This is a genomic window from Ferrimonas balearica, from assembly GCF_019802085.1.
Classification (GTDB): Bacteria; Pseudomonadota; Gammaproteobacteria; order Enterobacterales; family Shewanellaceae; genus Ferrimonas; species Ferrimonas balearica_B.
The window spans coordinates 115493-138198 of the sequence record NZ_JAHVHV010000004.1; the positions used below are offsets into that span (position 1 = coordinate 115493).

Below are 22706 nucleotides of genomic sequence, written 5' to 3' on the forward strand. Positions count from 1 at the left end.
AAGCGCGGCCTGAGCCGCGCTTTTTTATGCCTTATCGGAGGCTCAGCTGAGGGCGTAGCCGCCGACCACGTGGACGATGTTGCCCAGCCCCAAACGTCGCAGACTCCGCGAGGCCAGCTGGCTGCGGCTGCCGCTGCGACAGATCAGCACCAGGGGATCGCTCTCCAGCCGGTATCGGTTCTGGGCCACGAAGTCCACCAGGCGGGAGAGGGGCACGTTGTCCATGCCGGCGCCGGGGCTCAGGGCAAACTCGTGGGGCTCACGGATGTCCACCACCGCCATCACCCGACCCTCGCTTTGCCAGCGCTTCAGATCCGCTGAGCTTATCTCCGCCACCGGCGGCTCGGCGCTGCAGCTGCCGGTATCGGCGCCGCACAACAGTTCGGTGCCCGGCTCATCCACCAGGGCTTCGTCCAGTCGCGCCTTGCGCACCACAAAGTCCCGTTCGCTCAGCGACCCCTCGATCACCTGGCTCAGCAGCCCGCCCTGACGACACTCCGCCGCCAGGGAGGTGGCAAACTGGTGATGGTAGTCGTGGGCCGGGCAGATCAGGGTGTCAGGGCTCAGCCAGACGCTCAGGTGCACCAGGCTGTGGTAGAGCGCCGACGGCTGGCTGTTAGTGAAGTTGGTGCGGCCCAGGGTGCCCGCCAGCACGGTGTCCCCACAGAAGGCGAAGTCGATGTCCGACCCCACCAGGGTGTCCCGGCCCTCGCGGCTGAGAAACAGCCCCACGGAGTCGTCGGTGTGGCCCGGCAGCGGGGCGCGTACCAGCACGCTGCTGCCCAGATCCAGCGCCGGCATCACCTGGCCATCCCCCAGGGTACGGCGGGTGCCACAGTCGTTGGGCCAGCCTAGCTCGTCCACCGCCCGGTACTGCTCGGGAATGCGATCCGCCAGCGCGGCCCGCAGGGCCACGCCGCTGGAGACATGGTCGGCGTGGCCGTGGGTGTCCAGGATCGCCACGGGCACCAGATCCTGGCAGCGGATCAGCCGCTCCAGGCGCTCATTGAGGCTGGCCAGGGGATCCACCACCACGCAGCGATCGCTGTCCGGATCCACGTAGAGCCAGCAGCAGCTGCTGCCGGCCTTGAGCTGGATGAGCCCCTTGAGGCCAAACTTGTCCTCCACCGCATCGCTCTCCAGCAGACAGCTGGTGGCCAGTGCCCCCACCGCGGATTCGATCCGCTCGCACACTGCGGTCAGCTCGGCCTCGGTCATCGCCGGACCGAAGGAGAGACGGATGGCGGACTCACTCTGCCAGGCCGGCAGGCCCATGGCGTCCAGCACAAAGCTGCGGGTCACCTTGGAGGAGCAGGCGGAGCCGGAGCTGACCCGGATCCCGGCGGCGTCGAACAGGTCCATCAGCTCCTTGCTGGAGAAACCGGGCACCGAGAAGTTCAAGGTGGTGGGCACGCAGCAGTCGTGATCCTGGTTGAACACCAGCTCGGGAAAGGCACGTTTGAGGGTGGCCACCAGGGTCTGACGGTAGGCCAGCAGCTGCTGATGATCCGCCAGGGGACCGCTCTCGGCCAGCATCATCTCGAACAGGGCCTGCAGGGCGGCGATCCCGGCGCCGTTCTCGGTGCCGCTGCGCCAGCCGCTCTCCTGACCGCCGCCGGCGATCACCGGAGTAAAGGGCGCCTGCTCGCGCACGTAGAGCCAGCCGATCCCCTTGGGGGCGTAGAGCTTGTGGCCACTGAAGGGGGCGTAGTCGATGGTGGTGGCGGTCAGCGCCAGGGGCAGCTTGCCCAGGGCCTGGACGCAATCCACCATCCAGGGCACCTGGGGGTTGTGGGTGCGGATGGCCCGCTCCAGGGCCGCCAGGTCCTGGTAGCAGCCGGTCTCGTTGTTGACCGCCATGGTGCAGATCATCAGCGCCCGGTCCACGTGCTCGGCGATGAATTCGAGATCCAGCCGGCCACGCTCGTCCACCGGGATGGCCCGCACCTCGGCGGGCAGATCAAACAGCCGTGCCCAGTGCTTGAGGGTTTCCGGCACCGCCTTGTGCTCGGTGGCCCCGTAGAGCAGCAGGGGCCGACGCGGCAGGGGCGCCTGGCGCGCCGCCTGGAGGGCGGAGATCACCGCCGTCTGGATCCCCTCGGTGGCGCCGCTGGTGAAGATCACCTTGCCGCTGTCGGCCCCCATCACCTGCCGGGCCAGCTGCCGGGTGCGCTCCATCCGTGCCTTGGCCCGGATCCCGGTGATGTGGGACGAGCTGGGGTTGCCGTACTCCTGGGTCAGGGCCGTCATGACCGCCTCGGCGATGGGCGGCAACACCTCGGTGGTGGCATTGCTGTCCAGGTAGAATTCTTGTTGTGACATCGAAGGCTCCGGCTGCACGTCGTGCATGTTTTAATAACCCTAGGGAATATGAAATTCCGAAGGGAAATATTAACGCCCCGTTAGGTCGATGTGAACCCAAAACGTGATCCTGGTCGCAAAAACGGCGCCGCACTACCCTTAGGCAGAGGCAAGGGAGGAAACCCAGATGGACATACTCAACGCGCAACAGATGGACCCGGCGATCCTGTTGGGGATCGTCAACGAGCGGCTGCGGCTGGGGCACGGCAACCTGGCGGACCTGGCCGCCGAGCTTGGGATGGAGAGTCTGGAGCTGGAGTCACGCCTGGCGTCGCTGGGCTACCACTACCGGGCCACCAGCAACCAGTTCAAAGCGGATTGATTCAGCGGGGCCGGGTGGCCTCGATGCTCGGGTGGGTTTGACGCTCAAGCCAGCGGGCCAGTGTGGGCTGAGCCGTGCGCCAGGCCAGTTCAGGGTGGCGAAAGTCCAGGTACTCCAACAGGGCCACCAGACGCAGTGAGAGGATGCCGGTGTCCGGCCAGCGCTCGCTGCTGCTGGCAAGCTTGGCCAGCCCCTCACTGAGGCTGTGACGATGACGCTGGCACCAGAACGCGGAGCGGCTCCCCTCCGCCTGTCGGGTGGCTTCCACCCGCAGGGCCACCGCCGCGTCCATCAAACCCTGCAACAGGGCATTGTCCACCGCCAGGCCCCAATCGTCCGCCAGGGCGGCATGGAAGCGGCCCTGGCCCCAGTGCTGATCCAGGTAGTGGGCGATCACCTGGCTGTCGTAGAGGCTGGCCTCATCGGTGATCAGGCAGGGCACTTTGCCCAGGGGGTTGGCCTGGCGCAGCAGGGCGTCCTGCTCGAAGGGGTTCACCATCACCTCCTCCACCCCCTCAATGCCCAGCTGCCGCCACAGCAGGCGGATCACCCGGGCGTAGGGAGAGGCATCGGAGGCGTAGAGTTTCACCAGTACTTTTCCATGGTGATCTGGCCGGGAGTGCGGCGCAGGTTCTTGCGCAGCCCCATCCCCTCAAGCACCGCCAGGGTGTCGCGGATCATGTCCGGGTTGCCGCAGATCAGCGTCTGACTGCGGGCCGGGGCGATGGGCACATCGGCGGCTTCCTGGATCGCCCCGCGGCTAAGCAGTTCCGGGATCCGTCCCTGCAACGCCCCCTCCATCGACTCCCGGCTGACCACGGGCACGAAGCGAAACTGCTCCGGATGGGCCTTCTCCAGGGCTCGGATGGGTTCCAGATAAGCCAGATCCGCCTGGTGGCGCACGGCGTACACCAGGATGAACTTCTCGTAACGGTCCCAGCAATCCTCGCTGTGGAGGATGGAGAGGAAGGGCCCCACCGCGGTGCCGGTGGCGAACATCCACAGCTCCCGACCCGCCGGCACTTCGTCCAGGGTGAGAAAGCCGCTGGGGCGCGGGCTGACCATCAGGTTGTCGCCGGGCTTGAGATCCTGCAGTCGGGGGGAGAGCTGCCCCTCCTCCACGGTCACCGCCAGAAACTCCAGGTGCTCCGCCTCGGGAGGGTTGACGAAGGAGTAGGCGCGCTGCACTCGCTCGCCGCCCTGCTCCAGGGCCAGCTTGGTGAACTGGCCGGCCACGAAAGGCTGGACCGGGGCGTCCACCTTCAAGCTGAAGAGTTTGTCGTTCCAGTCGATCCGCTCAACCACGGTACCTTGAACCCAAGCGCTCATTCATCCCTCACTGGCTGCTTTCTGTGCTGAAGTCTCAGCATACTCCCCTGTCAGACAAAGAAAAACCCCGCATAAACGCGGGGTTTGTCAATCTGGTCAGACCTTTAGCGGCACCCTCAGGTGCGGCTGGCCTCGGCCGCCAGCACGTCGCCTTCGCTCTTGTCGACGATGGTGACCACCGCGGCGTCACCCACCACGTTGGCGGAGGTCACGAACATGTCGATGATGCGGTCCACGGCGATCACCAGGGCAAAGGCGGTTTCCACCGGCAGACCCATCTGGTGGATCAGCACGCCGATCATCACCGCACCGCCACCGGGTACGCCACCGGCACCCACGGAGAGCAGGAACACCGCCGCCACCAGGGCCGGGATCTGGTCCATGGTGATGGACACGCCGAAGGCGTTGGCCAGGAAGAAGGCGGCGATGGTGATGTAGATGGACACCCCACCCATGTTCATGGTGGCGCCCAGGGGCACACCGAAGCCGGCGGTGGCCTTGGACACGCCAAGCTTCTCGGTCAGGGTGCGCATGGTGACCGGGATGGTGGCATTGGAGCTGGCACAGGAGAGGGAGAACATCACCTGCTCACGGGTCTTGCGACGGAACTCGGCGGCACTGATGTTGGTCAGGGCGCCGACCGCCATGGGGTAGACCACGAACAGCCAAAGCACCAGCAGGCTGACAATCAGACCGATGTAACCGGCCACGGAGAGGAAGGTACCGGCTTCCAGGGTGGCCCCCAGGTTGAGCATCAGACCGAACACGCCGTAAGGGGCCAGCTTCATCACCAGGGTGATCAGGGTCATCATAATGGTGTTGGCTTTGCGGAAGGCCGCGGCCACCCCCTCCATCTCCTTGCCCAGGGACTTGATCACAAAGCCCAGCAGCAGGGCCATAAAGATGATCTGCAGCATGTTGCCGCTGGCAAAGGCGTCGATGGGGTTGCGCGGCACGATGTCCATGATCAGGCCGCTGATGCTGGGCAGCTCGGTGGCGGTGATCGCCATGTCGCCCACGTGGGGCAGTTCCACCCCTTTACCCGGTTGCAGCGCCAACGCCACCACCAGGGCCACGGAGATGGCCACCAGGGTATTGATGATGTAGAGGCCGAAGGTCTTGCCCCCCAGGCGCCCCATGCTGTTGGCGCTGGGCAGCTCGCTGATGCCGCTGATGATGGAGACGAACACCAGGGGCACCACCAGCATCATGATGAGGTTGACGAACATGCCACCTGCCATGGAGGCCAGGCCCACCACGGTGTCGCTGAAAAAGGCCACGTCGGCGAGGAAGACCTGGATCAGGGCCCCGATGAGGAGTCCGGAAAACAGGCCGGTGAAGATCTTCTTAGAGAGGGAGTGTGATTGCATAGTCTGTCACGGCTTGGCTGCTTGGGGTGAAGATGCGCGCTGACGCATCCGCGTGCTGGCTTATTTCACGCCAGTCTGATGTTGTGACAGTGAAGTCTACTGGCCTCGGCGCCGGGACAACAGGGGGGGCGGTGGGCCAGCTCGCAAACACCCCAACTGCCAAATCGCCATATGACAGTGAATGATCTCGCCAAAGCAAGCTATACAGGACGTTGCTGCCGGGGAAGGGCCAGACCGCAGCCTACAACCCTTTTCGTGATGCGCGTCACACTTAAAGGTCCGCGCAGCAGATCTGCCCTGCCGAGCGAAAATGCCAGCGCATTTGACCACCAAGCCCCACCCCCGCGGAGCATTTCCCTTTCGAATTGCTCAGTAACAAAACCCTTATCTGCCCCAAGCCTCCAGCTCAGCGCATTAAGTTATTCATCTGTTACCGAACCGCGCGCGATCACACCACAAGCGCGCAACATGGTGACGAATGTCACCCGCCCTCAGCTCGGGTCACCCGCCAAAGCGCACAGGGCACCCCCAGTTGACTTAACTGAGCCAGCCAGCGCCGCTGGTGCTCCCTCAGGCTGTCCCCGGGCCCCTTGATCTCCACCAGGCTCAGCCCCCCGTCCTGCACCACCAGCAGATCCGGCTGGCCGGCCCGCAAGCCCCGAAGATCGCTGAACAGGTAGCGCACCAGGGCCACCCAGGTGGCCGCAGACAGGGCCGATGCCGCCTCGATGGCCGCCTCCGGCAAGCGAGTCCACTGCACCAGGGCACAGTGAGTGCCCTGGTAACGGCGATAGCGAGCCAGCAACGCCTGGGTGAAGGCCGCCGGGGTTTTCCCCTCCCAATGCGCCAGCTCCTGGGCCAGAAGGTCCTGGCGACGGGGCACGAAATGGGGGCTGTAAAGATCCAGCGGGGCCCGCTGAAACGGCTGCACAAAGGCCCCCGGCAGCGGGGCGTGGATCACCGGCCAGAGCATCAGCCCCGCTACCCCGTTAATGAGCGCATTTTCCGTGTGCCAGGCCTGGGCCCCCGATTGCCGCAACTGCGCCACCACCGCCCCTTCCACATCGCCGTCCCACGCCAGCACGCGATCCACCAAGGTCGGCTGATGGGCCGCGGGCGGCGTGTGAATAATGGGGAGCCGTTTGCCCAGGCGGCCAAGAAAACGCCGGGCCACCGCCCGCTCCTGCTCCGAGGCGGGAGCCGCCGCCATCGCCAGGGCCGTGGCCAGAGCCGGGCCATCGCGCCCGGCGGCGAACAGCAACCGAAGCCGACGCTCCCGGGCCTCCCCCAGATGGCAGTGCCGGTAGAGCGCCAGGGCGGCCTCCGCCTGCCCCTCACGCTCGTATTGGCGGGCCAGCACCAGGGCATGGCGCTGGCGTTGGCGCTCCAGCTTGGGCTCCCGCTCCGGACTCAGCAGGCTGGCCTGCCAGTCGGCGCTGGCCAGGGTGCCCTCGTCCCAGGCCCGGGCCAGACGTTCTCGCGCTTGATAACGCCCAAGGGCTTCGGCCGTGGAGAAGGGGAAGGAGTCGGGGGTCAGCAGCACCTCGGGGTAGCGCACATGGGCCAACTCGGAGACCACAAACTCGCTGAGATCCTGGTGCAGGTTGGCGAAAAACAGCAGCTGAAGGCGCTCAACCCGATCCGCCCCCAGCTGGGCCACCACCTCAAACGGTGCCTCGGGCCACCATTGGCTTAGGGGTTGGGCTGCGGGGGCATCCTCCTGCAGCCGCGCCAGCAGCTGCCCCTTGTTGGGTTTGGTCGCCAGGTGGGGCGCCGCCAGGGGCAGGCGCTTGAGCTCCGACAGGGTGAGAAGCCGGCCCAGGGTGGCCAGATCGAGGCTCGGTTGATCGGCCAGCAGCCCCGCCTCGACCAGGGCGGTCACCGCCGGGGCCAGGGGACCCACCTCGGCGTAGCTCAGCTTGTCGAGCCGGAAGTGCTCCCCTTTTCGGGTGATCAGGCGGACATAGAGGCATTGTGCCGGCACGGTCAGGGACTCGAACGCCGCCACCCAGCGAGTCAGCTCCGGGTCCATCAGGTGGCGCCGGTAGCGCCGGACGAAGTCGATGATAAAGACGAAGTTGCGACGGTAGTAATCCGGTGCCAACGGCAGCATGGGGCCCTCCTTGAGCGGCCAGTGTAGCACGGGCCCCCGCCCCTCCCCTGGCCAGCGGCGCCGCAACGCCGTACAATCCGGCGCTTTCCCATCAGGAGGCCCGCCCATGGAGACGATCCACTCCCTCACCCACCCCGACGCCGTCGACAACGGCAGCGAGTTCACCCGGGTGGCGGTGCGAGCCTTGATCGCCCGGGGCAGCCAGGTTCTGCTGCTCTACACCGAGCGCTACGACGATTTCAGCTTGCCCGGCGGTGGGGTGGACGAGGGGGAGTCCCTGGAAGCGGCCTTGCTGCGGGAGGTGACCGAGGAGACCGGCGCCCGGGACCTCAAGATACTGGCGGAGTTTGGTTTGGTGGAGGAGCTGCGCCCCTGGTACAAGCCCCAGAGCGACAACGTCCGCATGCTCTCCTACTGCTACCTGTGCGACGCCCACCCACAACTGGGGGAGACCGCACTGGAGCACTACGAGCAGGCCAACGGCATGGCCCCCCGCTGGGTGGAGCTGAGCGAGGCGATCGCCCACAACGAAGCGGTGATGGCCGGCAGCCCCAAGGCGGGGTTGTCCATCGCCCGGGAGACCTGGCTGCTCAAGCGCCTGGCCCGGCATCTTCAGCTGGCAGCCTGACCCCAGCGCCAGGCCATAAAAAAGCCCGCAAATGCGGGCTTTTTTATGGGTGTGCGGCTCAAGCCTGGGGGCGCATGGCCGGGAACAGGATGACGTCGCGGATGGTGTGGCTGTCGGTGAACAGCATCACCAGGCGGTCGATGCCAATGCCCTGACCGGCGGTGGGCGGCAGGCCGTGCTCCAACGCGGTGACGTAGTCGCCGTCGTAGAACATCGCCTCGTCGTCACCGGCGTCCTTGGCCTTGACCTGGTCCAGGAAGCGCTGCTTCTGATCTTCGGCGTCGTTGAGCTCGGAGAAGCCGTTGGCGATCTCGCGGCCACCGACGAAGAACTCGAAACGATCGGTGATCTCCGGGTTATCGTCGTTACGACGGGCCAGCGGGGACACCTCGGCCGGGTACTCGGTGATGAAGGTCGGCTGGATCAGGCGGTGCTCGGCGGTCTCCTCGAAGATCTCGGTGATCACCCGGCCCAGGCCCCAGGAGGGCTCAACCTCAACCTTGAGATCCTTGGCCACTTCGCAGGCGGTCTCGAAGCTGGCCAGCATCTCCAGGGTCACCTCGGGGTTGTACTTGAGGATCGCCTCACGCATGGACATGCGGGCAAAGGGCGCGCCGAAGTCGAACTCTTCCTCACCGTATTTCACCTTGGCGCTGCCCAGGACCTGCTCGGTCACGGTGCGCAGCATGTCCTCGGTCAGGTCCATCAGATCCCGGTAGTCCGCGTACGCCATGTAGAACTCCATCATGGTGAACTCGGGGTTGTGGCGGGGGGACAGGCCTTCGTTACGGAAGTTGCGGTTGATCTCGAACACCCGATCGAAACCGCCCACCACCAGACGCTTGAGGTACAGCTCCGGCGCGATGCGCAGGTACATGTCCTGGTCCAGGGCGTTGTGGTGGGTAATAAAGGGCCGGGCAGAGGCGCCACCGGGGATCAGCTGCATCATGGGGGTTTCCACCTCCATGAACGCCCGCTCGGTCATGTACTGACGGATGGCGGCGATCACCTTGGAGCGCACCATAAAGGTCTGGCGGGACTCCTCGTTGACGATGAGATCCACGTAGCGCTGACGGTAGCGCTGCTCCTGATCGGTCAGGCCGTGGAACTTCTCCGGCAGCGGGCGCAGAGCCTTGGTCAGCAGCTGGTACTCGGCCATGTCGACGTACAGGTCGCCCTTGCCGGACTTGTGCAGCTGGCCCTTGACGCCGACGATGTCGCCGATGTCCAGGCCGCCGATCGCCTTCAGCGCCTTCTGCACGTCCTTGGACGCGTAGGCCTGGATGCGACCAGAGACGTCCTGGACCGCCAGGAAGGGACCACGCTTGGCCATGATGCGGCCGGCGATGGACACCGTGGTGGCCATCACTTCCAGTTCCTCTTTGCTCTTGTCGCCGTACTCCGCCTGCAGATCGGCGGCCTTATGCTCCGGGCGCCAATCGTTGGGGTGGCCATTGGCCTTGCAGTCCTGGCGGATCAGATCGAGCTTGCCGCGGCGCTCGGCGATCAACTTGTTCTCGTCTTGCAGTTGTTCAGTCATCTTCTCAATCCTTACAGGCCAGACTTGAGGCTGGCCTCGATAAAGCGATCCAGGTCGCCGTCCAGCACCGCCTGGGTGTTGCGGGTCTCAACGCCGGTGCGCAGATCCTTGATGCGGGAATCGTCCAGCACGTAGGAGCGGATCTGGCTGCCCCAGCCGATGTCGGACTTGGCGTCCTCGGCGGCCTGCTTCTCGGCGTTCTGCTTCTGCAGCTCCAGCTCGAACAGCTTGGCTTTGAGCTGTTTCATCGCCTGATCTTTGTTCTTGTGCTGGGAACGCTCGTTCTGGCACTGCACCACGGTATTGGTGGGCAGGTGGGTGATCCGCACCGCCGATTCGGTGGTGTTCACGTGCTGTCCCCCGGCCCCGGAGGCCCGGTAAACGTCGATCCGCAGCTCCGCCGGATTGATCTCGATGTCGATGTTGTCATCGACTTCGGGGTAGATGAACGCCGACGAGAAGGAGGTGTGGCGACGGCCGCCGGAATCGAAGGGCGATTTGCGCACCAGGCGGTGCACCCCGGTCTCGGTGCGCAGCCAGCCGTAGGCGTACTCGCCGGAGATCTTGACGGTGGCGCTTTTCAGCCCCGCCACTTCCCCTTCGGACACCTCGATGATCTCCGCCTTGAAGCCCTTGGCCTCGGCCCAGCGCAGGTACATGCGCAGCAGCATGTTGCACCAGTCCTGGGCTTCGGTGCCGCCGGAACCGGCCTGCAGATCCAGGTAGGCGTCGTTGGGATCCTGGTCGCCAGAGAACATACGGCGGAACTCCAGCTTCTCCAGCTGGCCGTTCAGGGTTTCAAGCTCGGCCTTGGCCTCCTCGAAACTCTCCTCGTCCTCCTCTTCGACCGCCAGCTCCAACAGTTCGCTGACGTCCTCGAGGCCCTGATCCAGGTCGTCGATGGTTTTCACCACCACTTCCAGGTTGGAGCGCTCTCGACCCAGCTCCTGGGCGCGCTCGGGCTCATTCCAGACGTCGGGCTGCTCCAGCTCCGCGTTGACCTCTTCTAGACGCTCTTTCTTGGCGTCATAGTCAAAGGTACCCCCTAAGGAGATCTGTCCGCTCAGACAGCTCCTTGATGCTGTTCAGCACCGGATTGATTTCGAACATGCTCGTCCTACTACTCGTTTAATGTGATGAAGATGCAAACCGCAAATTCTACCCGAAAGCCGGCCGGCCTGCACGGGTCAAACGCAGCCAATTCCCCCGTTTTTCCCGGCCACTAGCGCCCCTTGGCCGCCGCCTCGGGGCGGGCTAACTATACTGGCGATCATGACCAGAGCCCATTGCCGGTACCGCACCCCGAATGGGACGCCCTGCCCCAGAGCGGCCAACGCCAGCGGCTTCTGCTACTGGCACGACGCCGGTGCGCCCAAAACCCACCCCGATGACGCCGCCAAGTTGGGCCGCGAAGCCCAGGGCCAGGGCATTCTGGTGGGCCTCAAACTGCGCAAAGCCACCCTGCGTGGCGTCAACCTGGTGCGCCCACAGGGAGCGGATCTCAGCCACAGTGACTGCTATCGGGCGGATCTGCGGGATGCCCATCTCTACCGGGTCAACTTAAGCCACTGCGATCTGATGAAGGCGGATCTGCGGGGGGCCAACCTCAACCGGGCCAACCTGGACGGGGCCAACCTGCTGGGGCTCAAGCTGGAGGGGGCGCGCATCGAGCAGCTGCACCTGGGTCGGGCGCTGTGGCAGCAGTGCCAGGCCCGCACCGAGAAAGATCCGGTGGTGCGCCAGGATCTCTACCAGCAGGCGGAGGAGATCTACCGGGATCTGCGCCGGGCGGCCCAGGCCCACGGCTGCGCCCAGTTGGCCAGCACCTGCGCCCACCGGGAGCTGACCATGCGGCGCAAGCAGATGCCCCGCCACTCTCCCCAACGCTGGCTCTCCAAGCTGGTGGATCTGGCCTGCGGCTACGGCGAAGCGCCCCTGCGGGTGGTGAGCTTTGCCCTGTCGGTGATGGTGTTTTGCGCCCTGCTGTTCCTGGTGGGGGGCTTTATCGACGACGGCGCGCTCAAGCGCCTGGACCAGGCCAACTCGCTGCGCGAGGCCCTGCACCTGGCCGCCAGCAGCCTCTACTACTCGGTGATCACCTTCACCACCTTAGGCTACGGCGACATTGCGCCGGCCCCGGGGTTCTCCCGCTTCGTTGCCGCCCTGGAGGCGCTGACCGGCAGTTTCACCCTGGCCCTGTTCGTGGTGGTGTTCGCCAAGAAGATGACCCGCTGAACGACAACGGGGCGCCTGAGCGCCCCGTGGGTGTGGGTTACTGGGCCGAGGGGGCCAGGGCCGAGCGCCGGTTCAGCACCAGGCGCCAGAACAGCAGCACCGCCACCAGGTAGACCAGCATGCCGCCGATCGCCTCCATCGCCATCCCCTGCATCATCAGCACCGGGACCAGGGAGATCATCACCATGTCCACCACGGAGCCGGGCACATAGGCGATGGCATAGTCGTCCAGTACCTTGGAGCGCATCTTGGGATCGGCGATCCGCAACAGGGCGATCCCCATGCCCACGGTGCCGGTCAGCCAGCCCCAGGTGAACACTGCCTTCTCAAACCAGTTCTCCCCCAAGATGCGCGGGGCCACCACCAGCACCATAAAGAGGTTGAACAGCACCCCCAGCAGCACCATGGCCACCAGCGGCGCCGCGTAGTTCAGCAAGATGGTGACCTTGATGGAGGCGATGCCGAACACCACCAGAAAGTCGGTGGCGGTGCCGGTGCTGTGGCTGAAAATCTTGTCGTCAAAGTACGCCTTGCCCCCGGTGCGCTTAAGCAGGGTGCGGGCCGCCAGGCCCAGGGCGAAGGCGGTGACGAACGCCGGCACCTGCACCATGGCGTGAAAGCCGGACAGGTACTGGGCGCTGTGGTGCGCCGCGGCGGAAACGGCGATCAGCAAGGCGCCGTGCATCGCCAGGCTGTCGATGGAGACCGGCGCCGCGGTGTCCCGCCCCAGCTGCCCCTGCTCCGCCACCGGCACCAGGCCGCGGCGGGCGGTCTGGCCCAGGGTTTCGAAACGGGCAAAATCGCGGATCCAGCCCTTGTGCACCGCCAGGTGCATCAGCGCCATCCCCACCAGGATGGAGACGAAGATCCCCACGGTCGCGGTGGTCAGCGCCAGGGTCAGGGCATCTTCCCAGCCCAGGTTGCCCAGGGCCTCACCCACCACCACACCGGTGCCGTGGCCGCCCATAAAACCGGCGGAGAGCACCAGACCGAAGGCGGGACTCAGCTCCGGCCAGACAAAGATCATCAGCGCCAGACCGGCGGTGGCGCAGAAGGCCCACTGGCCCACGTTGGCGATCTGGTTGAAGGTCCACAGGCTGCCACAGCGCTGCATCAGCACCCGGGCGGAGGGAAAATCGGTGGACAACCCCAGCGAGGCGAACAGCACCACGGTCAGCACCCCGGCGTTGCCGGTGAACTGGGCGCTCCAGGGCAGCAGATCCATCCCCGCCGGGCCCAGCAGCAGGGCCAGCAGGCCGGCGATCAACGCCGCCGGCAGGTAGAGTTTCTGCAACAAAATGACGTGGGCGCGCAGCCACTTGCCCGCCAGCAGCAGTGCGCCGGCGATACCAAAGTCGGTGAACAGATCCCAGTTGGTGATCATGCACAGGCTCCCTTTGACGGCAGGGGGACCGGCCCCCTCGATTGGCAAAAACGCGCGATCATACCCAAGCCGGTCGCCAATTGCCGCGAAACACGTCACATCCGGCCCCATCTGCCGTTGGGCCGCCACCGCTGTCCGCTTGCGCCCCGACCCGGCTGCTGCGTACTCTGGGGCGGACAACAGGGAGTCCCACCGCATGCTCAAACCCGCCGCCGACCACTTCTCCGGCCACAGCCAGGCCTATCAGCAGTACCGGCCCCACTACCCGGACTGGCTGTTCGCCCAGTTTGCCCGCTGGGCACCGGGTGACGATCTGGCGCTGGATCTGGGCAGCGGGGGCGGCCAGGCGGCGTTGGGCCTGATGCCCCACTTCCGACAGGTGCTGGCCGGGGATCTCAGCCTGGCCCAGCTGGCCACCGCGCCGGCGGGGTTGGCCCGGGTGGCCTGTCGCAGCGAGGCGTTGCCCATCGCCAATGGGCAGGTGGATCTCATCACCGTGGCCCAGGCCCTGCACTGGTTCGACTTACCCCCCTTCTACCGGGAGGTGCAGCGGGTGCTCAAGCCCGGCGGCGTGCTGGCGGTGTGGTGCTACGAACTGGCCCAGGTGGACCCGGCCATCGACGCACAGGTGGCGCACTTCTACCGCCAGGTGGTGGGCCCCTTCTGGCCGCCGGAGCGCCGCCACGTGGAGCAGGGCTACCGGGACCTGCCCTTCCCCTTTGCGCCGCTGGCGCACGATCCCATCCGCTTTACCGTACGTTGGCCCCTGGCGCGTTTTCTCGGTTACCTGGGCACCTGGTCCGCCACCCAGGGCTACCTCAGACACCACCGTCAGGACCCCATCGTCCCTCTGCGTCGCACCCTGGCCCCCCTGTGGGGAGAGGGCGAACGCGAGGTGCACTGGCCCCTGAGCCTGCGGGCGGGACGGCGCATCGACTGAGGGCCGAAAACGACAAACCGGGCCAAAAGCCCGGTTTGTTTTTGGATCGCCGCTTGACGGCAGCAAGACGCCTTACTGGGTCAGGATCTTGACCAGATCGGCCTCCAGGGACTGCTCCGGCGCGCCGGCAATGCGGCCAATCTCTTCACCGCCGCGGGAGACGATAAAGGTGGGGATGCTCTGGTAGCTGAGGCCACTGAGATCCACGCCACCGGCGTCACCCTGCTTATCCACACCGACGTAGCGTACGGCGATGTGCTCGTTGTTCAGGGCCTTCATGATCTTGATAAAGGCGGGGGTGTGCTCATGGCAGGCACCACACCAGGTGCCGACGATCACGGTGATCTCGGTGGCCTGGTCGTACCCCTTCAGCGGCGCCAGGGCAGCGCTGTCCACCTGGTAATCCAGGTAGCTGCGGCCCATGGGCACCAGTTCGAAGATCATCTTGTTGGGGTCCAGCTCGCCGGTCAGCACCGCATCCTGCAGCGGGGCGCTGCCATGGGGGTTGCCGTGGGGGCTGGTCATGGCGCTTTGATCCACGCCTCCCATAGTGGCCAGCATCTTCTTGTGATCCAGCGGCTGGGCTTGGGCGGTGGTGGCAATCAGGCCGGCGCAGGCCAGGGTGATCAGGGCGCGATTCATCTGACGAAAGTTCCTAAAGTGATGTTCCGTTGAGCGATTAGGCGGGATGTTGGCAGTTCGGTTCCCCGGGATCCCCGGTAGGCAACGAAACTGTGAATCACTTCACACACCTGGCCGGAACCCGGTACTATCGTCGCCAGCATCGACCAGCAATCCGGGTTGGACCATGAGCCAGCAACCCTCTCAAACACAGTTTTACCTGCTTCGCATGGGCAAAACCACCCTGCGGGCCCTGCACGTATTGGGCCTGTGCGGCGCCGCCGGCGGCTTCTATTTCGACTTGCCCATGGCCCTGTGGCGGGACTGGTGGATCCTCGCCATGGCCTCCGGCACCGCGCTGCTGGGCTGGGAGGTGTGGCGCAGCCGCTACTACCTGATTCAGATGAAGGGGGTGCTGACCCTGGTCAAACTGGCCCTGTTGGCCCTGTGCGTGCCCCTGCCCCAGTGGAAGGCGGCGCTGTTCAGCGTCATCGTGCTGCTGTCGGTGCTCACCGCTCACGGCCCCTCCCAGCTGCGCCACTACTCCATCTGGCACCGGCGGGAGCTGCGGGGCAAGGAGATCAAGGGTTAATGCACACCAACCCGCACCCCTCAGCCCTGTTGGCCCAGGCCCAACCGCACCTGCCCCGGGGCGAGGCAGTGCTGGATCTGGCCTGCGGCCGGGGGCGCAACGGCCTGGCCCTGGCCCGGGTGGGTCACCCGGTGTGGTTTGCCGATCGCGACGCCGAGGCGCTGGCCCAGGTGCAGCAGACCCTCACCCAGGAACGCCTGTCCGGGGTGATCTGGCAGCGGGATCTGGAGGCGCAGCGCCGCCCCCTGGGATCCCGCCGCTTCGGCGCCATCTTGGTGTTCAACTACCTGCACCGCCCTCTTCTGCCCCAACTGGTGGACGCCCTGGCCCCCGGTGGCGTGCTGGTTTACGAAACCTTTACCCTGGCCAACCGCCAGTTTGGCCGCCCCAACAACCCCGACTTCCTGCTGCAGCCAACGGAGTTACAGCAAGCCTTTGCTTCCCTGGAGCACATCCACTACCGTGAAGGAGTGGAGTCCGATCCCCGCCGAGCCATCGCCCAGCTGATCGCCCGCAAACCCCAGTGACAAGGAGAGTAAGGATGTTGCAATGGTACCCGGTCCACTATCGCATCGGCGCCGCCCCGCTGATCACCGCCGCCATGGTGGTGCTGGCGCTGCTCGGACGCCTGCTGCTGCCGGGTTCGGCCCTGGTGGTCTGGCCCCTGTTTGCCGCCATGCCGCTGATCTGCCTGCTGCACCTCTACCTGCTGCTCGATGACGACGCCATGGGCAAACTGGATGCCCTCTTCTACGCCCTGGTGCACCTGCCCCTGGCCTTCGTGGTCTGGACTTTCAGCCTGATCCACGCCACCGGTGACAGCCTGTTCTGAGCTTGCAAGCGCCGCGCCCATCCCCTAAGGTGGGCGCCCCCCGTGACCCCGTGAGAACCCCATGAGCCTGTTGCACTACCAGCCGCCCACTGAGCCCTATCTCGACGTGCTCTACGAGGACAAGGACATCCTGGTGGTGAACAAGCCCAGCGGCCTGCTGTCGGTGCCGGGGCGGGACCCCGCCCATCGGGACAGCGTGCTGAGCCGGGCCCAGGAGCGCTACGACACCGCCTACGACGTGCATCGACTGGACATGGCCACCTCCGGGGTGATGGTGTTGGCCCTGCGCAAGAACGCCGAGCGGGAGCTCAAACGCCAGTTTCGCGACCGGGAGACCGCCAAAACCTACCTGGCCCGGGTGTGGGGCCACCTGGCCCAGCCCGAAGGCGAAGTGGACCTGCCGCTGATCTGCGACTGGCCCAACCGCCCCAAACAGAAGGTGTGCTTCGAGCAGGGCAAGCCTTCCCAGACCCGTTACCGGGTGCTGAGCCAGGACGCCCACTCCACCCTGGTGGAACTGACCCCCATCACCGGGCGCAGTCACCAGCTTCGGGTGCACATGCTGGCCCTGGGCCACCCCATCCTGGGGGACAACTTCTACGCCGCGGGCGAGGCCCTGGCCGCCGCCGAACGCCTGCTGCTGCACGCCCACACCCTGAGCTTCAAGCAGCCCTACACCCAAGCCCCCCTGAGCTTCACCGCCCCGCAGCCCTTCGACTGAGCGGGCTTCAGAGCCGGCTCGGGCAACGCTGGGCCCACACGCCGCACTGCACCTGGCCGATGTGTTCGGCCCCCAGCAGCAGCATCACCAACCGGGACTGACCGATGCCGCCCCCCACGGTCTGCGGCAGGGTTCCGGCCAGCAAGCTTTGGTGCCAGGGCTGCGTCAGCCCCGCCTCCTGGCCCGCCAGACGCATCTGGTGTTGCAGGGCCAGGCTGTCCACCCGCACCCCCATGGAGGAGAGCTCGAACGCGTCCTCCAGCACCGGGTGCCAGATAAGCAGATCGCCATTGAGCCCCGCCCCCAGTTCGGTCTCGCTGCTCCAGTCGTCGTAATCCGGCGCCCGGGCATCGTGGGGCTGACCGTCCGCCAGCGCCCCACCGATGCCAATAAGGAACACCGCCCCCAGCTCTCGACAGATTTGGCGCTCCCGCTGCGAGGCTGACAGCTCGGGGTAACGCTGGCGCAGGGTCTCGGCGTGCATAAAGGTCAGCCGCTCGGGCAGGGAGGGGGCGGTGGTGAGCCCAGGCGCGAGGGCCGCCTCGGTGGCTTTCAGGGCCGCCCAGACCGCCTCCACCCGCGCTTTGAGCCCGGCCAGGGAGCGCTCCTCACTCCCCAGCACCTGCTCCCAGTCCCACTGGTCGACGTAGACCGAGTGCTTAGGCCCCAGGATCGCCTCGTCCGGTCGCAGCGCCTTCATCTGCGCCAGGATCCCCTCGCCGGGGCCGAACTGGTAGCGGCCCAGGGTGGCCCGCTTCCACTTGGCCAGGGAGTGCACCACTTCGAACGCCCGCCCCGGCAGGGACTTGACCCGAACCGCCACCGCCTGCTCCTCACCGGACAGGCCATCCTGGACGCCGCTGCCCACTTCGCTCAGCAGGGGCGCCTGCACCTCCAGCAGGTTCAGCCGCGCACTCAACTCCCGGCTGAAGGTGTCACGGATAAGGGCGATCTGTTGCTGTTTCTCGATGTATGCGCGTTTCATACTGAAGGATCCTCATCATTTCCTGGCATCTGAGGAGGATTCTTTATTGCGCCGGCGGGTTGTTTCAATAGATCATCAAAGAAATACGGACATTGAGATTTTTTCCTCAATGAAGCGCCACTTTCTTTCCATGATCGTCAAAGGCGAGGCGAAAAAATGACCGAACACTATCGAATCGACAATCTCGATAAAGCCCTGCTCAGCGCCCTGAAAGCGGACGCCCGGGTGCCCTACGCGGAGCTGGCCAAGCGCCACGGAGTCAGCCCGGGCACGGTGCACGTTCGGGTGGAGAAGATGAAACAGGCGGGGATCATCACCGGTACCCAGGCCACGGTGGATCCCAAGCGCCTGGGCTACAAGGTGTGCTGCTTTATCGGCATCAATCTCAAGGCCGCCGGCGACTACCCCAAGGTGCTGGCCAAGCTCGAAGCCCTGCCGGAGGTGGTGGAGGCCTACTACACCACGGGCCACTACAGCATCTTCACCAAGATCCACACCCGCAGCATCGACGCGCTGCACGATCTGCTGGTCCAGCAGATCCAGGCGATCCCCCAGATCCAGTCCACCGAAACCCTGTTGTCGCTGCAGCAGCCCATCCAGCGTCAGGTCGCGCCCTGACTGGGCCGGCCCGCCAGCCGAACCCCATTCAGGCATATCCCTCTGTAAAGGCACCCGTACAAAGTAGGAATATCGGACTAACCTAATACTTTTAAAACACTTACAAGGTGCTCGCCTTGAGTGTTAATTGCATGTTACAAAAACATCTTCCCATTAGTGGGATGTATGCCAATGCAGGTAAGCGGTCGCATGGCGTCGACAAGACATGGAAGGAAACACATGAAAAAGCAACTTGCACTCGTCATCGCGACGGCGCTCTACAGCGCCGGCTCGGTTGCCGCGGCGGTCAATGACAACGTCAGCCTCAGCGGTCAAGGCCTGGAACTGCTCTCTGCCGAGCAACACTGGGCCCCTCAGCAGCGTCAAGCCAAGCCCATCGCCCAGCAGCGCTTTATCGTGCAGCTCGAGGCATCCCCCATCGCGACTTACCAGGGAGGGATCCCGGGTGTGGTCGCCACCGCCAAGGCTGGCAACGCCGATAAGCTGGATCTGAACAGCACCAACGTCAGCCAGTACCGCAACTACCTCAACGCCGAACTGCGGGCCTTCCAGTCCGCCCTGGCCTCTCGCCTGCCCAGCGCCAAGGTCTCCCACCGCTTCGACACCCTGTTCAACGGGGTGGCCGTGGTCGGCGGCAACGCCACCATGGCTCAGCTGGCCGCCCTGCCGGGCGTGAAGGCCGTCTTCCCGGAGCGTCTCTACACCACCGAGATGGACGCCTCTTTGGATCTCATCAACGCGCCCGCCGTCTGGGAGCAACTGGGCGGTCGTGACAACGCCGGCGCCGGGGTTCGCGTGGCCATTATCGACTCCGGGATCCGCCCCGAGCACGACATGTTCGCCGGCGAGGGCTTCACCGCCCCCACCGACAACATGCCCACCGACGACTACTGCTCCACCACCGACGCCTCGTTCTGTAACGACAAGCTGATCGTGGCGCGCTGGTCCGCGCCCACCTTCCCGGTGTGGGAAGGCGAGCACATGAGCCCCCTGGGATTTGACGGTCACGGCTCTCACGTCGCCGGTACCGCCGCGGGCAACAAGGTGGACATCACCTTTATGGGTCAGGAAGTCTCCGTGTCCGGTGTGGCTCCCGGTGCCTACGTGATGTCCTACAAGGCGCTGTACGCCCGGGCCGATGATCCGACCCGCGCCTCCGGCTCCAACATCATGCTGCTCGAAGCGCTGGAGAACGCCGTCAAGGATGGCGCCGACGTGATCAACAACTCCTGGGGCGGCAGCGCGGGCATGGACCCGGCCTTCTCCCCCTACAAGTCCGCCTTCGAAGCCGCCGAAGCCGCGGGTGTGGTGGTCGCCACCTCCGCCGGTAACTCCGGCTCTGGCCCCCAGACCATCGGTTGCCCGGGCTGTATCGAAGCGGGCATCACCGTGGCCAACACCACCCACGGTCGTTTCTTCGCCAACGAACTGGCCGTCGGCAGCCTGACCGGCCTGCTCTCCATCGAGGGCACCGCAGCGGCTCGCCTGACCGACGACATCTCCGCCAACGTGGTGGCCAGCCTGAACGTCGATGAAGCCAACTTCGAGGGCTGCATGGCCTTCCCCGAAGCCAGCTTCGACGGCGCCATTGCGCTGATCAGCCGGGGCGCCTGTGCTTTCCAGGACAAGGCAGACAACGCCGCGGCCGCCGGTGCCGTGGCCATGGTGGTCTACAACAACCGTGATGGTCAGCCCATCACCATGTCCCTGGACGCCGCCACCATCCCCTCGGTGATGATAAGCCAAGCCGACGGTGAAGCTGCGCTGATGGAGCTGGGCAACGAAGGCGGCAACGCCGGTGTGATCACCGCCGAGGTGAGCCGCATTCTGGACAGCACCTTTGCCGATAACACCGCCAGCTCCAGCTCCCGGGGCCCCAACGGCGACCCCAACATCCTGAAGCCGGACATCGCCGCTCCGGGCAGCTCCATCCTCTCCGCCATGTCACCGGAAGAGCCGGGCCAGGAGGGCAACCTCTACGCCCTGCTCAGCGGCACCTCCATGGCCAGCCCCCACATCGCCGGTGCCGCCGCGCTGATGCGGGAGATGCACCCGGACTGGAGCGCCGTGGAGATCAAAACCGCACTGACCTCCAGCGCCAAGAACACCGGCCTGACCAAGGAAGACGCTGCCACCCCGGCGGATCCCTTCGATGTGGGTGCCGGCCGGGTTGACCTGGTGGCCGCCTCCAACGCCGTACTGACCTTCGACAAGGCCTCCTTTGCCAACGCCGCCTGTATCTCCGGATGCATGTTCACCGGTACCGTGACCAACCGTGGCATGATGGCGGACAGCTGGGCTCTGAGCGCCATGGTGGCCGGTGCCGATGTGACCATCAGCCCCGCCAGCGTGATGCTGGAGGCCGGTGCCTCTGCCGACTTTACCGTCACCATCGATCCGACCTTCTCCGACAAGGGGGCCTGGCTGTTTGGTGAGGTGAACTTCAGTGGCACCACTGACGCACACCTGCCCCTGGCCATCTTCCCGGACGTCTCCACCGATCTGTCCATGCTGGCGGTCTACGGTGATGAGCCGACCCTGGCCTACGGCGAAGAGGGGATGTACCACGCCATGTTCGCCAACAAGGCGTTCGAAGGCACCGTGGCCCTGACCCTGAGCACCCCGGACGGCCTCTCCATGGTGGAAGGCAGCGCCATGATCAGCGCCAACATGGCCAACCCCACCGGCATGGAGATCGATGAAGCCAACGGTCTGCTGAGCTGGGTCGGTCAACTGGGCACCCAGTCCATGGGCCTGGAGTCCCTGGGCGTGCTGAGCCTGCCGAGCTTCGGTGGCGCCGGCAACCAGATCGCCTGTAACGACGGCTGTGACGAAGTTTCCTTCCTCTACAACCTGCCGACCTTCGAGTTCAATGGTCAGGACTACACCCAGGTCACCATCTCCGACAACGGCCTGATCGCCGCTGGCGACGTGGAGACCAGCGGTTCCTGGAACAACCAGATGCTGCCGGACAGCGCCGCGCCGAACAACGTGATCGCCCCGTTCTGGGCCGACATGGACCTGTCCGATGGCACCGCCGGTGACACCGGTGGCGGTACCATGCACATCTTCGGTCTGAACGGCAGCGACGGGAACCTGGCCTGGATCGGCATCGAGTGGCTGAACGCCCAGCTGTGGAACGACGCCTCCGGCGAAACCTACAGCTTCGGCGTCTGGCTGGGTGTGGGTGCCAACAAGGGCACCAACATCATGAACTACATCAGCCTGGGGGCCACTCCTGGTAACCTGACCGTCGGTGCCGAGGATCTCAGCGGCTCTGTGGGTGCCATGATGTACTACAACGGTGAAGGCGTCGCCCCGGTAGACGGTGAAGCCGTTGCCGTGGCCGCCGTACCGGGCGGTACCGTCAACATGGACTTCGCCCTGACCGCCGACACCCTGGACGTGGCCGCCGACGACATGGCGGAAACCATGGAGGAGGAGGCCGTCACCTTCGAGCTCATCAGCAACGACAGCGCTGCGCTGCAGCTGCCTCTGATGCTCAAGGGCACCCACGAAGGCACCATGGTTGAGGCCCTGCACCTGGTGAACGTCACCGGCGCCATGCCGACCGACTTCAACCTGACCAGTGAGCCGGCCAACGGCACCGTGATGGTGAACAGCGACATGACCGTGACCTACACCCCTGCCATGGACTTCTTCGGCACCGACAGCTTCGAGTACGAAGCCGTGGACGCCGATGGCATGGTGCTGGGCATGGCCAAGGCCATGGTGACCGTCACCAACGTGAACGACGCCCCTGTGGCCAGTGCGCCGGCCAACGACTCCGTCAACAGCGGTAAGTCGGTCAGCATCCCGCTGTCCGCCACCGACGTGGACGGTGACGACCTGACCTGGACCGTTACCCAGACCGCGGGTCCGAGCGCGCCGATCTCCATCACCGGCAGCACCGTCAACATCTCCGGTCCCCGTGTGACCAGCGATCAGGTGATGACCTTCTCCGCCGTGGCCAACGACGGCGAGTTGGACAGCGAACCGGTGAGCTTCAACGTGACCGTGCGTGAGCTGGACGATAGCGGCAGCCTGGGTTGGCTGACCCTGCTGCTGGCTCCGCTGGCCCTGGTACGTCGCCGCAAGGCGGCCTAACACCGGCC

General features: G+C 65.5%; 20 protein-coding genes. 10 read left to right on the forward strand and 10 right to left on the reverse strand.

The genetic code is table 11. The features are described 5' to 3' along the window. Window positions 1-42: 42 nt before the first annotated feature. The gene (locus KUV81_RS15595) at window positions 43-2322 is read right to left on the reverse strand and encodes an aminotransferase class V-fold PLP-dependent enzyme (protein ID WP_222544824.1); all 2280 of its coding nucleotides are present in this window, start codon (window positions 2320-2322) and stop codon (window positions 43-45) included. Window positions 2323-2488: 166 nt separating this feature from the next. On the opposite strand from KUV81_RS15595, the gene KUV81_RS15600 reads away from it, so the two are divergent. Next, on the forward strand, window positions 2489-2683 hold the full coding sequence (locus KUV81_RS15600; RefSeq protein ID WP_222544825.1) for a DUF4250 domain-containing protein: 195 nt from the start codon (window positions 2489-2491) through the stop codon (window positions 2681-2683). A 1-nt stretch (window position 2684) separates the two neighbouring features. On the opposite strand, the gene KUV81_RS15605 is transcribed toward KUV81_RS15600, so the two are convergent. From KUV81_RS15605 to KUV81_RS15620, 4 genes are all read right to left on the reverse strand, one after another. Then, entirely contained in the window at window positions 2685-3272 is a 588-nt protein-coding gene (locus tag KUV81_RS15605) for a glutathione S-transferase N-terminal domain-containing protein (protein ID WP_222544826.1), read from the reverse strand. Continuing rightward, window positions 3269-4012, reverse strand: coding sequence for a ferredoxin--NADP reductase (locus tag KUV81_RS15610; RefSeq protein WP_222544827.1), 744 nt, complete (start codon window positions 4010-4012; stop codon window positions 3269-3271). The genes KUV81_RS15605 and KUV81_RS15610 overlap by 4 nt, the downstream gene beginning before the upstream one ends. 116 nt (window positions 4013-4128) lie before the next feature. Next, window positions 4129-5382 carry a dicarboxylate/amino acid:cation symporter gene (locus KUV81_RS15615; RefSeq protein WP_222544828.1) on the reverse strand — a complete coding sequence of 418 codons (1254 nt, stop codon included), beginning with the start codon at window positions 5380-5382 and terminating at the stop codon, window positions 4129-4131. A 481-nt stretch (window positions 5383-5863) separates the two neighbouring features. Continuing rightward, window positions 5864-7495: a VRR-NUC domain-containing protein gene (locus KUV81_RS15620; protein WP_222544829.1), complete on the reverse strand. Its 1632-nt coding sequence runs from the start codon at window positions 7493-7495 to the stop codon at window positions 5864-5866. A 106-nt stretch (window positions 7496-7601) separates the two neighbouring features. Between KUV81_RS15620 and KUV81_RS15625 the strand changes: the two genes are divergently transcribed. Continuing rightward, entirely contained in the window at window positions 7602-8123 is a 522-nt protein-coding gene (locus KUV81_RS15625) for an NUDIX hydrolase (RefSeq protein ID WP_222544830.1), read from the forward strand. Window positions 8124-8181: 58 nt separating this feature from the next. Here KUV81_RS15625 and lysS read toward each other — a convergent pair whose 3' ends face one another. Then, window positions 8182-9663, reverse strand: coding sequence for a lysine--tRNA ligase (gene lysS, locus KUV81_RS15630; RefSeq protein ID WP_222544831.1), 1482 nt, complete (start codon window positions 9661-9663; stop codon window positions 8182-8184). A gap of 11 nt (window positions 9664-9674) precedes the next feature. Then, a protein-coding gene (prfB, locus tag KUV81_RS15635) for a peptide chain release factor 2 (protein ID WP_222544832.1) occupies window positions 9675-10773 on the reverse strand; the annotation gives its coding sequence in 2 pieces (ribosomal slippage) (window positions 9675-10697 and window positions 10699-10773; 1098 coding nt in all). A 162-nt stretch (window positions 10774-10935) separates the two neighbouring features. Here prfB and KUV81_RS15640 point away from each other — a divergent pair. Next, window positions 10936-11898: a pentapeptide repeat-containing protein gene (locus KUV81_RS15640; protein WP_222544833.1), complete on the forward strand. Its 963-nt coding sequence runs from the start codon at window positions 10936-10938 to the stop codon at window positions 11896-11898. A 37-nt stretch (window positions 11899-11935) separates the two neighbouring features. Here KUV81_RS15640 and KUV81_RS15645 read toward each other — a convergent pair whose 3' ends face one another. Next, window positions 11936-13282 carry a sodium:glutamate symporter gene (locus KUV81_RS15645; protein WP_222544834.1) on the reverse strand — a complete coding sequence of 449 codons (1347 nt, stop codon included), beginning with the start codon at window positions 13280-13282 and terminating at the stop codon, window positions 11936-11938. Between the two features lie 196 nt (window positions 13283-13478). Here KUV81_RS15645 and KUV81_RS15650 point away from each other — a divergent pair, with 196 nt between their 5' ends. Then, on the forward strand, window positions 13479-14222 hold the full coding sequence (locus KUV81_RS15650) for a class I SAM-dependent methyltransferase (RefSeq protein WP_222544835.1): 744 nt from the start codon (window positions 13479-13481) through the stop codon (window positions 14220-14222). A gap of 72 nt (window positions 14223-14294) precedes the next feature. On the opposite strand, the gene KUV81_RS15655 is transcribed toward KUV81_RS15650, so the two are convergent. Next, window positions 14295-14864, reverse strand: a complete 570-nt coding sequence (locus tag KUV81_RS15655; RefSeq protein ID WP_222544836.1) for a thioredoxin family protein — start codon at window positions 14862-14864, stop codon at window positions 14295-14297. 166 nt (window positions 14865-15030) lie between these two features. On the opposite strand from KUV81_RS15655, the gene KUV81_RS15660 reads away from it, so the two are divergent. The 4 genes from KUV81_RS15660 (at window position 15031) to rluA (ending at window position 16988) form a co-directional block, all read left to right on the forward strand. Beyond that, complete coding sequence (locus KUV81_RS15660) at window positions 15031-15435, forward strand: hypothetical protein (protein ID WP_222544837.1); 405 nt, start codon at window positions 15031-15033, stop codon at window positions 15433-15435. Next, on the forward strand, window positions 15435-15962 hold the full coding sequence (locus KUV81_RS15665) for a class I SAM-dependent methyltransferase (RefSeq protein WP_222544838.1): 528 nt from the start codon (window positions 15435-15437) through the stop codon (window positions 15960-15962). Before KUV81_RS15660 ends, KUV81_RS15665 begins: the two co-directional genes overlap by 1 nt. Window positions 15963-15976: 14 nt before the next feature. Further along, on the forward strand, window positions 15977-16267 hold the full coding sequence (locus KUV81_RS15670; RefSeq protein ID WP_261389442.1) for a hypothetical protein: 291 nt from the start codon (window positions 15977-15979) through the stop codon (window positions 16265-16267). A 61-nt stretch (window positions 16268-16328) separates the two neighbouring features. Next, entirely contained in the window at window positions 16329-16988 is a 660-nt protein-coding gene (gene rluA, locus KUV81_RS15675; RefSeq protein ID WP_222544839.1) for a bifunctional tRNA pseudouridine(32) synthase/23S rRNA pseudouridine(746) synthase RluA, read from the forward strand. A 7-nt stretch (window positions 16989-16995) separates the two neighbouring features. Here rluA and asnA read toward each other — a convergent pair whose 3' ends face one another. Then, window positions 16996-17973 (reverse strand): aspartate--ammonia ligase, encoded by a 978-nt coding sequence (asnA, locus tag KUV81_RS15680; RefSeq protein ID WP_222544840.1) that lies wholly within the window; start codon window positions 17971-17973, stop codon window positions 16996-16998. 156 nt (window positions 17974-18129) lie between these two features. Here asnA and asnC point away from each other — a divergent pair, with 156 nt between their 5' ends. Beyond that, a complete protein-coding gene (gene asnC, locus KUV81_RS15685) occupies window positions 18130-18591 on the forward strand; it encodes a transcriptional regulator AsnC (RefSeq protein WP_222544841.1) in 462 nt (153 codons plus the stop codon). 219 nt (window positions 18592-18810) lie between these two features. Then, window positions 18811-22698 (forward strand): S8 family serine peptidase, encoded by a 3888-nt coding sequence (locus tag KUV81_RS15690; protein ID WP_222544842.1) that lies wholly within the window; start codon window positions 18811-18813, stop codon window positions 22696-22698. The last annotated feature ends 8 nt before the right edge of the window (window positions 22699-22706 follow it).